Origin of the sequence: Robiginitalea sp. SC105 (assembly GCF_014243345.1) — a bacterium.
Classification (GTDB): Bacteria; Bacteroidota; Bacteroidia; order Flavobacteriales; family Flavobacteriaceae; genus Robiginitalea.
This window is the reverse complement of sequence record NZ_JACLZF010000001.1, coordinates 585,521-601,581: the sequence shown is the minus strand read 5'-3', so window position 1 is coordinate 601,581 and position 16,061 is coordinate 585,521. Positions and strand designations below refer to the sequence as shown.

The window sequence follows — 16,061 nt, the reverse complement described above, 5'->3', positions numbered from 1 at the left end:
CGCAGTTGCGGGGCTTTTTGATGTTTTGAGTACGTGTCGAAATTCCCTCTGGCGCGTGAAGACCATGGCATCCAGGAGACCTAAAGTTCGGTATCCGGGGGTTTAGGGGTCCTGGAACTTGACCGTCCGCATGATGGCTTCGAGTTCGAACATATAATCCCGCTTGTTCGTGGCAGGTGCAAAGGTGAAGCCCTCCAGGACCATCTTGCGGTTGTTGGCAGGATCGTTGATAATATATGTCAGGAAAGGGCCGGCCATGGGATAGTTGACGATTTCCCAGATCCCGCGTACCTCAGCCGCATTGTAGCCACCTATTTCAGCGGGGAAGACCGAGGGCGCAAAGGCCTTTTCCGTGCCCATATAAGTGATCTTACCCGGCACGTCGGGGCCCGGGATATACCGTTTTCCAATGGAGTCCCGCACGCGGACTATATCCCGGACAAAGGTGGAGTCCGCATCAAAACTATCCCCTGGTAATTCGTAGGCAATGAGGTTCATGCTGCCTTTCTGGATTTCCCGGTCAATCCACACAAAATTATCCTCCTGTTTACCCACCTTGTAAATGGATGGCAGGCGCAGGGATATCCCGAATTTTTCCTCCAGGATGGTTTCCTTGCTCAGGGACCGCAAAAAACGCTCCTGGGCTTCTTCCATTTCCATTTTCCGGATACTGTCCATGATAGGGCCGGCGTAGCTTTCGATGGCCCCGATCAGGGCGGAATCGGAAGTGCCCTTGATGACTCCGACCACCTGGGGGGAGGCGTACAGGTCCTCCCTAACCTGGGCGCCCGTGATGCTGTCCCGGGATACGTAAAGCACCGACCTGCGGTGGCGTGTGGTCCCCGTGAAAACGGATGGGGGCATATGTTCCAGGTTAAACCTGGGTTCGTCCCAGGTTAGGCCAATCAACGGGGCGGCAAAGTTCTCCCTGACCTTGTCCCCCACGGGGCCCTCCCACAGGGAGTTGTTCATGACGACAGCCACGGTATTGAGCGCACCTATGGAGGCGGGTTTGTACTTTTTCTTGGGCCCGTCATCGCAGGCCCCCAGGGCCAAAAAGCAAAAAAGGAGGATTCGGAGTTTTTTCATTTTCTAAGTGGGGGATTAGGAGGAACAATTACACAGCTTCAACCGGGTGCCCGGCTGCAGGTTATTCCCGCGAATTCCGTTCCATTCTCGCAAATTTTCAATCGAAACCCCCGGGTATTTCCGGGAAATGGTCCATAGGGAATCACCCTCCCGGACCACGTGGACCGTCGGGCCGTCCCCGGAGCTTTGCGCCACCCCGGAACCCGTTTTTGCCGACGGGGTTGCGGTTGAAGTGACCGGCTTCCTGGGGTAGATGGTCAGTCGCTGGCCAATGCGCAGGTCGTTGCTCCTGAGGCCATTCCAGCGTTTGATCTGGCTGACACCGACGCCGTATCGCTCCGCGATCTTCCCGAGGTAGTCCCCGCTGCGGACCCGGTAGCGAATCCGGTCTTCAGCCTCCACCATCTGGGGCAGCGCCTTTTCCTGTTTGGCAATCTCTTCGCGGGCCATGGCATAGACGGCCTCCTCGTTGGCCACAAAGGAACCTACGGCCCGTCGGGGCAACCGGAGCACATAGTTCTTGCCATCCACCTTCGGGATGATACTGAGCTTGTAGGCCGGGTTCAACATGGCGATTTCCGCTTCGGGTATCCCGGTGGCCCTGGAAATCTGGTCAAAGGTAATGGTCGATTTTACCCAAACGGTATCCGTTTCAAAATAGGGCCTCTCGGCGGGGGTAAAGTTCAGGCCATGGTCTGCGGCATATTCAAAAATATACATGGCGGCAAAGAAGGCCGGCACGTAGCCCGCGGTTTCCCTCGGCAAAAAGGGCCGAAGGTTCCAGTAGTTGGTGTATCCGCCGGAACGCCGGATGGCCTTGTTCACATTGCCGGGGCCGGAATTGTAGGCTGCCAGGGCCAGGTCCCAGTCCCCGAATATTTCATACAGGCGCTTCAGGTATTTCGCAGCCGCCTCGGTAGACTCTATGGGGTCATTCCGCTCGTCCACATAGCTGCTTACATCCAGGTCGTACATGCGGCCGGTGCTGTACATAAACTGCCAGAGGCCCGTGGCGCCCACCCGGGAACGCGCCTTGGGGTTCAGGGCCGACTCCACGATGGCCAGGTATTTTATCTCCAAAGGCAACCCGTGCTTGTCAAGGGTTTCCTCGAACATGGGGAAATAGAACTGGCTGGCGGTTAGCATCCGCTCCATCAGGTCGCGCTTCCGGGTCAGAAAGGTTTTTACGACGCTTTCCAGGGAGGCGCTATACGTAATGTTAAAGGGTGTTTTCTGGTTGAGCAGGACGAGTCGCTGCTTGAATAGTTCGGTATCGAAGCCCCCAGTGCTGTCGGTGAGGCTGTCGGAGCCTGCCAGCTGGATTTCCGCATACATCTGGGGGTAGCGGTCGGCAGCCTGCCGGAGTTCGTGCATCCAGAGGCTGTCGTATCGGGCCGCCAGTTTGTGGTCCCTGAGGCGGGCGCTGTCGGCCCGGCTAAAAGAGACTTCCTGTATGTCGGCAAGGCCAAGGGGTTGGGTTGCCACGGCCGCCTGTGCCACAGTGTCCCGGGCATCCCCGGAATCCATGGATTCCTGCTGGCCGAAAGCTGCGCCAAGAAAGGTCAGCGCACCTGCAACAAAGAGCTTTTTCATTTGATTAACAGCATGTTTGGAGTGGGGATAAGCGAAAATCGCACAATTTTAAATAAGAACGAAATTTTTGCGGTTAAAGTGCGCCTATGCCCCTTTTGGTTGAGGGAACCAGTTGCAATGCCCCTTTTGTTGAGGGAACTATTGATCCTGTATAGCGGCAATCCCCGGAAGGGTGCGCCCTTCGAGGCTTTCCAGCATGGCCCCACCCCCGGTGGATACATAGCTGACCTTAGAGTCAAAGCCGAACTGCTTTACCGCGGCCACAGAATCGCCCCCGCCTACCAGGGAGAATGCCCCGCTTGCAGTGGCTTCTGCAATGTCGTTGCCTATGGCAATGGTCCCCTGGGCAAAACTGGGCATCTCAAATACGCCTACCGGGCCATTCCAGAGGATGGTCTTCGATTCCAGGATCACTTTCCGGAAAAGCTCCAGGGTCCGGGGGCCGGCATCGAGTCCCTGCCAGCCGTCTTCAATGGCGTCCACCGCCATGACCCGGGTGTTTGCATCGTTGTCAAAGGCGTCTGCAGCCACGACGTCAACCGGCAGGTGAACCGAAACGCCCTTTTGCCGGGCCTTCTCCAGGATGGACAATGCCAGGTCTGTTTTATCGGGCTCGCAAATGGAATCCCCTACCGAACCGCCCTGGGCCTTGACAAAGGTGTAGGTCATCCCGCCGCCGATAATGAGGTGGTCGATCTTGTCCAGGATGTTCTCGATGATGGTGATCTTGGAGGAGACCTTGGCCCCTCCCAATATAGCCGTGACCGGTTTCTCCCCGGTTTCCATCACGGTTTCTATGGCTTTGATTTCATTGGCAAGCAGGTAGCCAAAACATTTTTTGCCGGGGAAAAAGGAGGCGACCACCGTGGTGGAGGCATGCGGGCGGTGGGCGGTCCCAAATGCGTCGTTCACATAGATATCCCCCCAGTGGGAAAGCTTTTCAGCAAAGGCCTTGTCGCCGGCCTCTTCCTCATCGTAAAACCGGAGGTTCTCCAGCAGCAGGATCTTACCGCTTTCCAGTTCGGAAACCGCTTTTTCCACCTGGTCCCCAATACAATCCGGAACGAATTTTACCTCAACGCCGATAATCTCGGAGACCGTATCCACGATATGGGAGAGGGACAATTCCGGCTGCGCCTTGCCCTTGGGACGGCCCAGGTGGCTCATCAGCACTGCGCTGCCCCCATCTTCGAGGATCTTGATGATGGTGGGTTTTGCCGCTTCGATGCGGTTGGTGTCAGTCACTTCAAAAGCGTCATTCAGGGGCACGTTGAAGTCTACGCGGATCAGCGCCTTCTTGTCCTTAAAGTCAAAATCGTCGATCGTCATGGTGTTGCTGTTTTTTTGGCAACCCAAAAATAAGATATAATGCATTGCCCTACAGCCCGGAAGCCATTTAATTTCGGGGCAGGGACTCAAAAGTGCTATCTTTGGTCCATGCGGTTTTCAGAGATCCTGGGCCTGGCCCACATCAAGAATCACCTGACTTCCAGTGCGGACGGAGGCCGGATTCCGCATGCACAGCTCTTCATCGGGCCGGAGGGAAGCGGGACGCTGCCTATGGCCATTGCCTATGCCCAGTACCTGCTTTGTGCCAATACCGGGGGCGAGAACGGGAACGGCGACAAAACCTGTAACACCAAGTGCGACCACCTTACCCACCCGGACCTGCATTTTGCCTTCCCGGTGGCCAATTCCGATTCGGCAAAGAGCCATGCCGTGAGCGATCACTACCTGCCGCAATGGCGCGAGTTTATAAGGGAGCAACCCTACGGCAACCTCTTTGACTGGTACCGGAGTATCGGGATCGAAAAAAAACAAGGGCAGATCGGGGTGGACGAAGCCCACGATATCGTGAAAAAACTGAGCCTGAAACCTTATGAGGGCGGGTATAAGATCATGATTGTCTGGATGGCCGAACGAATGAATACGGCAGCCGCCAACAAACTGCTCAAACTCATCGAGGAGCCCGCACCCAAAACCGTATTGCTGCTATTGGCCGAAGACGAGGAATTGCTGTTGCAGACCATCCGGAGCCGCTGCCAGATGCTGCATTTCCCGCCCCTTCCCGAGGCAGCCATCACGGACGCCCTGGTCGACCGCGGGGCCAACCGGGAGGAAGCCACCCAGATTGCCCAGGAGGCGAACGGCAACTTTAACAAAGCGCTGGACCTGATGCTGAAAGACAGCGAAGACCTGGTTTTTGAGCGATGGTTTGTACAGTGGACGCGGACCGCCTTCAAGGCGAAGGGAAACAAAGGAGCCGTTTACGAACTGATCCAGTGGAGCGAGGAAATCGCCAAAACGGGTCGGGAAACCCAGAAAAAATTCCTGGCCTACTGCCTATCGGTGATCCGCCAGGCGCTGTTGATGAACTACCGGGCAGAGGCGCTGGTCTACATGAAAATGCGACAACCCGATTTTGACCTGAGCAAGTTTGCCCCTTTTATACACGAAAACAACATCCTGCCCATGTTCCGCGAACTGGAGGATGCCATCTACCATATCGAACGAAACGGAAACGCAAAAATCATCTTCACGGACCTCTCCATTAAGTTAACCCGGTTGCTGCATACCCGCGCTGCCGAAAATCAAAATTCATGAACACCCTGCTATCAAACGCCGCAGAAATCCTCATCCTGCTATTCCTCATCATTACCTTCCTGCAGAGCGGCATCGATAAGGTCGTGGACTGGAAAGGAAACCTTAGTTGGCTGAAGTCCCATTTCGAAAAAACCCCGCTACAGGGCCTGGTGCCATTTTTGCTGACCGTGGTCCTGGCAACTGAAGTTGCTGCTGGTCTGCTGTGCGCCCTTGGCCTGGTGCAGCTCTTGCTTGGCGGCTCCCGGGTGTTGGCGCTTTACGGGGCCATCCTTTCCTGTATCGCCCTGCTCATGCTGCTATTTGGCCAGCGCCTGGCCAAGGATTATGAGGGGGCCAAGACCATTGCCGTATACTTTATCCCCGCCGTCCTGCTGGTCTTCCTCCTGCAACAATAAAAAACCCGGCCGCAGGGGGCCGGGTCTGTAATTATGGAAAACCAGGGTATTACTTCTTGGCTTCCTCGTTCAGGACTTTCAGTATTTCTTCCGTAACATCCTGACTTTCAGCTCCATATAGTACACTTCCGCCTTCTCCTGCGGCGAGTATATAGGTGTAGCCGTTGTTCTTCCCAAAATCACTGATGCGCTCCCTGACTTCCGTGATCAGGCTGTCCATTTTCTGCTGGCCCTGTTGTTGCATGCGCTGTTCCTCCTGCTGCAACTGGTTGCCGATAACCTGTCCGCGTTGCTGGAGGGCACCGTACTCTTCCTGTGCCTGCTGCTGGGACATGCTCTTGGATTTGTTCTGTAGGCTCTGGGCTTCCATCTGGAAAGCCTGGGAGATGCTGTCGCGCTTCCGGGCATAGGCCTCGGCACGGGAGTTGTAACTGGTTTCCAGTTCCTGTTTTTTGCTATACCCATCCATTAGGGTGGTATAGTCTACAAAGCCTATCTTATTTTGCTGGCAACTGCTGAACAGTACAACGGCCGCCAGGATCATCAATTTTTTCATGCGTACGGGTTTTCAATTGAGGGGCAAAAATAGGACTTTTCAATCGTTCGCTATTAACCGACTGCTGATATATTTTCAGGACCACCTCACAGCCATTGATTATGTCTATTATTTATTGGCTCTTTGATCTGTTTTGCCTATTTAATCCGGCTGCCTGGAATTAGCGCTGCTGGCTTGTTTCGGGCAAAGACGTAGCTGAGTACTTTCCGGAGGAGATCGTGGCTCTGAACTGCCCTATTTGGCTTGTTGGCTGCTGGGGCCTGCATACCGAAGGATATAAACCAGGGAGGAGGGCTGACTGGTCCTCAGGGCGGACAAGTTGGAAACCAAACCCCGGTATGCCCCCGCAAAGGGAGCCCATCGGTTACCCCTGTATTTTTCGGAAAGCCAGGACACATAAAATGCATCGAGCCACATGGGCTTCATTTGCACTACTTCAAAACCATAGGCGCCAAAAAGCTGTTTGACGGGTTCCTTTGTAAAATGCCAAACATGACGAGGCACATCATATCCCGCCCAGTATTCCCCGTAGAATTTTGCATCCCCGGATTGATGGTTGGGAAGGGCCAGGAACAGGTAGCCGCCCTGGCGCAAAAGGGATCGTATTTGGACAATGGTGCCTTCGAGGTCCGGGATGTGCTCGAGCACATGCCACAGGACAATCCCTTCCCTGGATCCTGCAGGTACATCGCCAAGTCCGGCATATACCTCGAGTCCTTTATTCCGGGCCCGGCCCCTGGCGCCTGCATTCGGTTCCACCCCGGTTACCTCCCAAACCCTTCCGGCTGCCTCCAGGAAATCTCCTTGTCCACATCCAACCTCCAGCAGGGATGCCGAAGCAGGGATGTAGTCTTTCAAAAGGGAAAGCTTCCAGCGGATATTCCAATTTCGTGCGGATCGATAAAGCCTGCCGAGAAATGTTTCGGGCCGATCCTGGTGGGACAGGTACTCCTCGGATTCATAATAGGGATCCAGCTGATCCGGCAAAGGATGCGTATAAAGCAAGCCCTCGAATGCAGGGTGCCTGCAGATGCGAAACTCTTCCCCGCTAACCATGTAATCCTTTGTTGAAAGGACCGGATCTAGAATAGCTGGCTGGGGCTTTAAGGACATGCTGGTGATGCTTCTTATTATGGAATATTTACGGCTTGGCACTATTGTTCCACGTGGAACTATCGTCCCAGGAAAACCATCAAAACGCTGATGTCGCTCGGCGACACTCCACTTACCCTGGAAGCCTGTGAAAGGGTTGCCGGGCGGATTTTGCCCAGCTTTTCCCGCGCCTCATAAGAAAGGGATCTGACCTGGGTGTAATCAAATTGCTCGGGGATTTTGATGTTCTCCAGGCGTTGCAATTTGTCGGCATTTGTCTTTTCCTTTTCGATGTACCCTGAATATTTCACCTCGATTTCCGCCTGTTCCAGCACCTCAGACCCCAGGTCCTTTTCCCGTATATAATCCGAAACGCTGTCCAGTTGCAGCATGTGTTTCATTGCCACCTGGGGCCTTGCAAAAACCTTAAAAAGCTTATCCCCTTGTTTTACTTTTTTGGAACCTACTGTTTCCAGGATCGGGTTGATTTCTTCAGGCACAAAACTGGTCTGTTTAAAGAATCCTACCAGTTCCTCTGCCTGGGATCTCTTTAATTCCACGGCACGCAATCGGGCCTCTGAGGCAAGCCCGATACGATACCCTCTTTCTGTTAAGCGAAGGTCCGCATTATCCTGGCGCAACAGCGTCCGGTATTCGGCCCGGCTGGTGAACATGCGATAAGGTTCTTCCGTGCCTTTGGTGATCAGGTCGTCGATAAGTACGCCAATGTAAGCTTCGTCCCGCCTGAGTATAAAAGGCTCCTTTTCCTGTAATTTAAGGTGCGCATTGATGCCGGCCATGAGCCCCTGTGAAGCAGCTTCCTCGTAGCCCGTTGTCCCGTTGATTTGACCGGCAAAATAGAGGTTGGAAATCAATTTTGTCTCCAGTGTATGCCGTAACTGGGTTGGGGGAAAATAGTCGTATTCGATGGCATAGCCCGGGCGAAAAAATTTGACCTTTTCAAAACCTGCGACCGATTTAAGGGCGCGGTATTGCACATCTTCCGGCAGGGAGGTGCTGAAGCCATTCACATACACCTCTACGGTACTCCAACCTTCCGGTTCTACAAATATCTGATGCCGGTCCTTGTCGCTGAACCGGTGAATTTTGTCCTCGATGGATGGGCAATAACGGGGTCCGATACTTTTTATACGCCCGTTGAACATGGGGCTCCTGTCAAATCCTTCCCGTAAGAGGTCATGCACCTCGGGGCTCGTGTAGGTCATATGGCAATCCCGTTGCCGTTTCAGCAAAGGTGTGTCCAAATAAGAAAAACGACCGGGTTCATCATCCCCGGGTTGCACCACCATCTTCGAATAATCCAGGCTTCGTCCGTCTACCCTAGGGGGGGTACCCGTCTTCATCCGCCCGGAATCAAAACCAACCTGGGTGAGCTGTTCGGTAATGCCCCTAGCTGCCCTTTCGCCTGCTCGACCCCCACCGAACTGCTTGTCCCCAATATGAATTAACCCATTGAGGAAGGTGCCGTTGGTAAGGACCACACTCCGTCCCCTGATCTCCAGGCCCAGGGAGGTACGCACACCTGCGACCCGGTCTCCGCTAATCAACAGATCACTCACCATTTCCTGGTAGAAATCCAGGTTTTCCGTTTGTTCCAGTGCCATCCGCCATTCCTCCGCAAACCGCATCCGATCACTTTGGGCGCGCGGACTCCACATGGCGGGTCCCTTGGATTTGTTGAGCATCTTAAACTGTATGGCAGACCGGTCGGTTATTACTCCGCTGTATCCCCCCAGGGCATCAATCTCCCGGACAATTTGTCCCTTGGCGATCCCCCCCATGGCCGGATTGCAGGACATCTGCCCAATGGTTTGCAGGTTCATGGTAACCAGCAGGGTGCTGGAACCCATATTGGCCGCGGCCGCGGCCGCCTCGCAACCAGCGTGGCCGCCACCTACTACGATTACATCATATTCTCCTTCAAACATCGCTATTGTTTCACGTGGAACATTTCCAGGCAACGGTCCTCCTCCTTACGCATCTGTTGTTGCTCTGCTGCTGTCTTATCATTTAAACCAGACAAATGCAATACCCCATGAATCATTACGCGTGCCAATTCATGGTCAAAGTCGACCCCGTACTCCCGGGCATTATCGCGCACCCGGTCTACCGAAATAAACAGATCGCCTCCAACTCCGGAGCCTTCCGCATTTGGAAACGTAATGATGTCTGTAAAATAGTCGTGGCCCAGGTACTTTTGATTCATGTCCAACAAGTAATCATCGGAACAAAAAATAAAACTGAGTTCCTCGATGTACATGCCCCTGGAGGCAACAACCTTTTTAATCCATTCGGTATATTTTCGGGGCTCCAATAACTGGAAATCAGTCTCCGAGTGGTACTCAATCTTCATCCTGGAAATACGCCTTTATCTTGGTTTTATAAATGCGGCGCAAAGGTAATACTTGTCTGTTCAATATTTCAATGTTCTCCTCCTCATTTTCAAAGACTTCCGGCCGTGTTGTGATCGGATTGACAAAACGCGTCCTGTTGGTGCGGCTTTCGCGCTCCTCCTTTTCCCCCTGCTCAAAAGAAGCGTTCTCCAACTTCATCAATTGCTGCTGTATTTTGTTGATCCGATCGGCCGTACGTGTTGTAATCCCGCTTCGCAGCAACTCTTCTTCGAATTGCTCCATATCCCGTGCAATCCGTTTGGCTAGTTCCCTGTCCGAATTGTCGATCATATCCTTTAATTGTTCCTCCAGACGGTTCCGTATGATCTGCTGTTCCTTATAGATCTCAAACAATTCCTGGTAACTCATCTCTTCATTCCCTTCGCCGGAACCTTCACTCCCGGATCCATCCTGACCGCCATTCCCTTCACCTTGCCCATCCCTGCCGGAATTTCCGTTGTCCTGACCCTCAGACCCGCTACCCTGCCCGCCGTCATTGCCTTCATTGCCCTTGCCGGATTGCCCGCCGGAGTTTCCTTCCTGCCCTTGCGCCCCTTGTTGGCCCTGTTGCCCTTGTTGGCCTTGTTGGCCCTGCTCCCCTTCACCGGACTCCCCTTCTTTCCCTTGTGAACCGGATTCTGATTCGCCTTGCTGGCTCCCCTGCATCTTTTGGCGCAATTGCTCCTGGCTTTGGATGATATCCGGCAATTGGAAGTCCCCGGAGCCCTGACCGGAACCCGGTTGCATGGACTCCTGCATGTTTTCCAGGGAAACAGCCAGCATGGCTGCAAGTTCGTTCGACGCGGTTATTACATACTGTTGGTAAGACGCCCCGCGATACCATTGGTTTTCACTCAGGCTTTCCAACCCCTTATCTATGTTATAATACACTTCCGTAATCTGTTTGTTCACGTCCTCCGCTATGTTCGGCCTGCGCAGGGACAAGGCAAACAGGCTGTCGTCCACATGTTCGAACATCTTCCGCAGCTCCTGCTGCTGGCGGAGGTCCCCGCTTAGGGAGGAGGCACCTTCCTCCAGTCCCTGTACGGCATCAAACAGTTCTTCCTGCTCAAAGGAAAATACCACCAGGTTATCCAGGATTTGCCGCAGCATCTCCGCATCCTCCGCATCCCCGCTGCCTCCCCCCGAGGCTGCCCCCTGTTGCAGTGCTTCTGAAAGCTCCTGAATCTTACGGGCGGCAGACTTCTGTTTCTTTTTGGAAGCTTCAGCCTCCGAACCTGACTGGTCCGACTCCGAAGTTTCAGGTACCTGCATTTTTTGTAGCATTTCCAGGGCCTCCTGTTGATCACCGGCCGCACCTTCCTCCTTCTTTTGGTCCCGGCTCCAGGGTAGCGGTTTTTTCAAATCCTGATTGCTCTTTTCCAATTCCCCTAATTCCTTGCGCAAGCCCTCGAACTTCCCGTTCAGCTTTTCCTGTTGCTCTTCGGAGAAATCTTTCACCATCCTTTCCAATTCGGAAAGCACTTCCTGTTCTTCGGACAACATTTTGAGCTTTGAAGCCAATTGCCTGGACTTTTCCTGTACGTAATACCGCTTAGTGAGTTCCAGTAATTGCTCCATGCTCCGCCGGTTTCCTTCCTGCCGTTTACCGATTTCCTCCATCCGTTCCTTCAGGGCCTCTTTGTCCAGCTGATCCAGTATCTTCTGCATCTCCTCCATTAATTGGGCATTTTTCCGTGCCTCTATCTCCTGTCTTTCCAGGCGTTCTTCCAGCAACTCTTTAAACTCATCGTCCGTTTCCTCGTCGGATTTCAGGTTTTCTCCCAGTTCCCGGCTGAATTTCTCCATCAGGCGCTCCTGTTTCAATTGCCGGTTCAATACCTCCTTCAATTTCTGCTGGTCCCCGTATTCCAGGTTTTCCTTTTCCTGCTGCTCCTTTTTGAAGGCGTCCAGCTCCTCCTGCAAACGTTCCTGCTCCTTCCGCGTTTTTCCGAGTCCGTCCAACAGGGAATTCTGGTATTGCAACTGTTGGTCCCTGAGTTCCTCCGGAGTATACTGGGAGATGCGGAAGGTTTCACTGGAGGTTACTTTGCCCCCCCGGATCCCATCATTGTCCCGTACCCGGAATTCCAACATATAATCCTGTCCGCTCACCAATTGCAAGCCGGATGGGAAGGTATAGTAGAATGTCTGGAAGGAGCCGGTAGGTGCCTCCAGGACCACTTCCTGTACCTCATCCTTATTCCCCACAGGGAAACAGCGGACGCTTAATTCCCTTAATCCGTAGTCGTCTGTCAATTCGCCGGAGAAATAGGCCAGGTTAGGTTCCAGGGAATCCCGGACCATCCGTACGGCAATCCTGGGATACTCATCGCGGATCACATCGATCCGGTAGTTCAATTCGTCAAACCGGCTCACCTGCCTGTTGGATGTGCTCAACTGGTAGGCCGTCTCCTTGAAAATCCGTTTGTTAAGGATGAACTCATCATTATCCGGCAGGGCCATCAACACGGTGTCCTGATCTTCATACCGAACAGTATCTGTGTGTACCGCACGAATATTCCAACGGATCCGGGTTCCTTCCGGCACAGTAATACTCCCCGTACCCTGCACCTGCTGGGCCGCCCGCCCCAGGTAAGCCGGAAACTCCAAATCCATGCGGAAACGATCGATCACTGGTACCCGGATCACGGACAGCTGATAATCCATGGAACGGATATCGTTTGCCTCCAAATGGAATTCCGTGGATTCCAGGGGTGGCCTGAAGGTGTATTCAAAATGGGTGACCTTATCTTCGAGAAGGATCCTGCGACTCCCCGCCACGAGCTCTACATTTTCCGGTTGCACATCACCTACGGTTCTAACCTTGAGCGTAAAGGGAAGGTTTTCACGTGTTTCAAGGCCTGCATTCATTATCCGGAACTGAAAGGGGGCGGGGGGCTCATATGCCGTGCGGTAATCCACTACCCTTTGGTAGGATTGCAAGAAATCCAGTCCTTTTCCCGTGAGCCACAAAACCAGGACAATGCCCACGGGCAGGGCTGCATACCGGGCATAGCGGAGGCCCTCCCGCATATTGACTGCCCGGGAAAAAGGGATTTCCCTTAAATTCCGGGACCGTTGTTCGATGCTGGCCAGCAGCAATTCGGATTTCGCAGGATTTTCGGCCAGTTCCAGCAGGTTGTACAGCCGGTCATCCACCTCCGGAAAATGCCGGCCGATCATCGCAGAGCCCTCTTTATAGCTCAGCCCGCGGCGTAGCCTGAAAAGTTGCAGGGCGGGAACCACCAGGTAGCGAAGGAACAATACAACCTCTACTCCAACCAATATCCAGAACAAGACCGTGCGGAGCCCGCTTCCCATCCAGAGCAGATACTCCAGTCCGCTTACCAGGAGCAGCAGCAGGCCCCCGAAGAAAAGAAACAGGAAACTCCCTTTGAGCAATTGCCGCAGGTAGTACCGGTTGAGGAACTTCTCTAACTTCCTAATGATCAACTCATACTGTTCCAAAACAACTTCTTTTATGCCAAGATACTATGGATCGGGGAATCCTCCGGCCAAAAACATGTTAAAAGCCCCCGGTACAGGCCTTTCTGTGCGTGACTCCCAGGCGGGGCAGCTGTCGCCCCGGATCTTTCGGCACACTGTAGGAACGTCTGGCATCCCTTCCCATACCTTCTTGCCATCCCGGCCTTACTGCCTATCTTTGCGCCTATAACCTTTATCCCATGAAGCAGCCTGTACGCGTGCGTTTTGCTCCCAGCCCCACAGGGCCCCTGCATATCGGCGGGGTCCGTACGGCCCTGTTTAACTACCTGTTTGCCCGGAAACACCAGGGGACGTTTATCCTGCGCATTGAAGATACGGACCAGAACAGGTTTGTAGAAGGGGCGGAGGCGTATATTGCCGAATCCCTGGAATGGCTCGGGATCCCTTATGATGAGGGCCCCGGCAGGGAAGGCGGATACGGGCCTTACCGACAGAGCGAGAGGAAGGAACTCTACCGGCAGTACGCAAAGGAGTTGGTGGATAGCGGATGGGCCTATTATGCCTTCGACCAGGCAGAAGCCCTGGATGCCCACCGGGCCGACCACGAAAAAAAGGGGAAAACCTTTATCTATAACTGGCACAACCGGGAAAAACTGGACAATTCCCTGGGGATGCCCGCCGGGGAACTCCGGGAAAGGCTTGGGTCCGGGGAACCTTATGTGATCCGCTTCAAATGGCCTGTGGATGAAACCCTCGGCTTCCATGACCTGATCCGGGGCACTATCCGTATCGATACAAATACGCTCGACGACAAGGTCCTTTATAAAAGTGACGGGATGCCTACCTACCACCTGGCCAACATCGTCGACGACCACCTGATGGAGATCAGCCATGTCATCCGGGGGGAAGAATGGTTGCCCTCCCTGGCCCTGCACATCCAGCTCTACAAGGCCCTGGGGTGGAACCCGCCGGAATTCGCGCACCTTCCCCTGATCATGAAACCAAGCGGCAAAGGTAAACTCAGCAAGAGGGATGGGGAGAAAGGGGGGTTCCCGGTTTTTCCGCTCAGCTGGAAAGGGACCCCCGGGTATCGGGAAGCCGGATATTTCCCGGAAGCTGTGGTCAATTTCCTGGCGCTACTGGGATGGAACCCGGGGACTGAACAGGAACTGTTTGCCCTGGACGAACTCGTGGCCGCATTTGACCTGGCCCGTGTGAACAAGGGGGGCGCGCGGTTTGACCCTGATAAAACCAAATGGTATAATCATCAATACCTACAACAGAAGCCCCCTGCAGCACTCATCCCCGATTTCCGAGAGGTCCTGCGCAGGAGCCACCCGCTTTCTGCCAGCCTGAAGGATACCTATCTGGAAAAGGTGATTTCGCTGCTGCGGGAACGCGCCGATTTTGTAAGCGATTTGTGGGAGTTGGGCGATTACTTTTTCCGGTCGCCTGAATCCTACGATGAAAAGGCTGTTCGCAAACAATGGAAAACGGACACCCCGGAATTGATGGCTGCCCTGCTCCGCCTGCTTGAGAAAACGGACGATTTTCGTTCTTCCAGCCTTGAAGCATCCGTCAAGGCCTGGATACAGGAGCATGGTTATTCCTTCGGGCAGGTTATGGCCCCCCTGCGCCTGATCCTGGTTGGCTCCCTTCAGGGGCCGCACCTTTTCGATATCATGGAGCTCATCGGCAGGGAGGAAACCCTGGGCAGGATCCGTACGGCGCTGACACGTCTGGATGGATAACTCGCCGGAAGCGGGCGGTACCCGCGCACCGGGAAGGCTGTGCCCTGGCTGTAACAAAAGTATTTCCCTTGCGACTCATAGGGCAATACTTCGTATCTTCACCTATCAGTAGCAACGTATAATTATGGGAACACTATTCTTCTGGATACCCGTCCTGCTCGTGGGGCTGGTCATCCTCTTCAGTTCATTCTTCGTCGTCAAGCAGCAAACGGCGGTTATCGTAGAGCGTTTCGGTCGTTTCCAGAGTATCCGGAATTCCGGACTCCAGATGAAAATCCCGCTGGTGGACCGGATCGCCGGCAGGGTGAGCCTTAAAATCCAGCAGCTCGACGTGATCGTGGAAACCAAGACCCTGGACGATGTATTCGTGAAGCTCAAGGTCTCCGTACAGTACGTGATCATCAGGGATAAGGTCTATGAGGCATTCTATAAACTCGAATACCCCCATGAGCAGATTACCTCCTATGTATTTGATGTGGTCCGGGCCGAGGTGCCCAAAATGAAACTGGACGATGTCTTTGTCAAGAAGGACGATATTGCGATTGCCGTCAAATCCGAACTGCAGGATGCGATGCTGGATTACGGGTATGACATCATCAAAACCCTGGTGACGGATATAGACCCGGATGCCCAGGTAAAAGCTGCCATGAACCGGATCAATGCCTCGGAACGGGAGAAGATCGCCGCCCAGTTCGAAGGGGATGCCGCGCGGATCCTGATTGTCGAAAAAGCCAAGGCTGAAGCGGAGAGCAAGCGGCTGCAGGGGCAGGGAATTGCCGACCAGCGTAGGGAGATCGCCCGGGGCCTGGAGGAATCCGTCGAAGTGCTGAACAAGGTGGGGATCAATTCCCAGGAGGCATCTGCCCTGATCGTGGTCACCCAGCATTACGATACGCTACAGGCTATCGGGGAGGCAACCAACACGAACCTCATCCTCCTGCCGAATTCCCCCCAGGCCGGAAGCGATATGCTTAACAACATGGTCGCCAGCTTTACTGCCAGCAACCAGATTGGGGAGGCGATGAAGAAACAGAACAGGGATAAGAAAGCCTGACAGGGAAACGGTGCTTTTTAGAAACATAAAACCCCGGCATATGCCGGGGTTTTTATTTTTGAT

Annotated in this window: 12 protein-coding genes; 4 read left to right on the top strand and 8 right to left on the bottom strand. The window is 53.9% G+C overall.

Translation table 11 applies throughout. From position 1 onward, the window contains the following. Nucleotides 1-102: 102 nt before the first annotated feature. The 3 genes from H7F20_RS02630 to pgk form a co-directional block, all read right to left on the bottom strand. Entirely contained in the window at nt 103-1,089 is a 987-nt protein-coding gene (locus H7F20_RS02630; protein WP_185784580.1) for a DUF4837 family protein, read from the bottom strand. A 15-nt stretch (nt 1,090-1,104) separates the two neighbouring features. After that, complete coding sequence (locus H7F20_RS02625; RefSeq protein WP_185784579.1) at nt 1,105-2,682, bottom strand: LysM peptidoglycan-binding domain-containing protein; 1,578 nt, start codon at nt 2,680-2,682, stop codon at nt 1,105-1,107. 138 nt (nt 2,683-2,820) lie between these two features. Then, the gene (gene pgk, locus H7F20_RS02620) at nt 2,821-4,011 is read right to left on the bottom strand and encodes a phosphoglycerate kinase (RefSeq protein WP_185784578.1); all 1,191 of its coding nucleotides are present in this window, start codon (nt 4,009-4,011) and stop codon (nt 2,821-2,823) included. A 108-nt stretch (nt 4,012-4,119) separates the two neighbouring features. On the opposite strand from pgk, the gene H7F20_RS02615 reads away from it, so the two are divergent. After that, nucleotides 4,120-5,286 carry a DNA polymerase III subunit delta' gene (locus tag H7F20_RS02615; protein WP_185784577.1) on the top strand — a complete coding sequence of 389 codons (1,167 nt, stop codon included), beginning with the start codon at nt 4,120-4,122 and terminating at the stop codon, nt 5,284-5,286. Beyond that, on the top strand, nt 5,283-5,681 hold the full coding sequence (locus H7F20_RS02610; protein WP_185784576.1) for a DoxX family protein: 399 nt from the start codon (nt 5,283-5,285) through the stop codon (nt 5,679-5,681). Before H7F20_RS02615 ends, H7F20_RS02610 begins: the two co-directional genes overlap by 4 nt. A gap of 49 nt (nt 5,682-5,730) precedes the next feature. Here the strand turns inward: H7F20_RS02610 and H7F20_RS02605 are convergent, their stop codons facing one another. From H7F20_RS02605 to H7F20_RS02585, 5 genes are all read right to left on the bottom strand, one after another. Continuing rightward, nucleotides 5,731-6,237, bottom strand: a complete 507-nt coding sequence (locus H7F20_RS02605) for an OmpH family outer membrane protein (protein WP_185784575.1) — start codon at nt 6,235-6,237, stop codon at nt 5,731-5,733. Between the two features lie 234 nt (nt 6,238-6,471). After that, the gene (locus H7F20_RS02600; protein WP_221898679.1) at nt 6,472-7,095 is read right to left on the bottom strand and encodes a class I SAM-dependent methyltransferase; all 624 of its coding nucleotides are present in this window, start codon (nt 7,093-7,095) and stop codon (nt 6,472-6,474) included. Nucleotides 7,096-7,409: 314 nt separating this feature from the next. Next, complete coding sequence (mnmG, locus tag H7F20_RS02595; protein WP_185784573.1) at nt 7,410-9,278, bottom strand: tRNA uridine-5-carboxymethylaminomethyl(34) synthesis enzyme MnmG; 1,869 nt, start codon at nt 9,276-9,278, stop codon at nt 7,410-7,412. A gap of 2 nt (nt 9,279-9,280) precedes the next feature. Beyond that, on the bottom strand, nt 9,281-9,703 hold the full coding sequence (ybeY, locus tag H7F20_RS02590) for an rRNA maturation RNase YbeY (RefSeq protein WP_185784572.1): 423 nt from the start codon (nt 9,701-9,703) through the stop codon (nt 9,281-9,283). Further along, on the bottom strand, nt 9,693-13,214 hold the full coding sequence (locus tag H7F20_RS02585) for a DUF4175 family protein (RefSeq protein WP_185784571.1): 3,522 nt from the start codon (nt 13,212-13,214) through the stop codon (nt 9,693-9,695). The genes ybeY and H7F20_RS02585 overlap by 11 nt, the downstream gene beginning before the upstream one ends. Nucleotides 13,215-13,432: 218 nt before the next feature. Between H7F20_RS02585 and gltX the strand changes: the two genes are divergently transcribed. Beyond that, nucleotides 13,433-14,944 carry a glutamate--tRNA ligase gene (gene gltX, locus H7F20_RS02580; protein ID WP_185784570.1) on the top strand — a complete coding sequence of 504 codons (1,512 nt, stop codon included), beginning with the start codon at nt 13,433-13,435 and terminating at the stop codon, nt 14,942-14,944. 124 nt (nt 14,945-15,068) lie between these two features. After that, entirely contained in the window at nt 15,069-15,998 is a 930-nt protein-coding gene (locus H7F20_RS02575) for an SPFH domain-containing protein (RefSeq protein ID WP_185784569.1), read from the top strand. Nucleotides 15,999-16,061 lie beyond the last annotated feature (63 nt).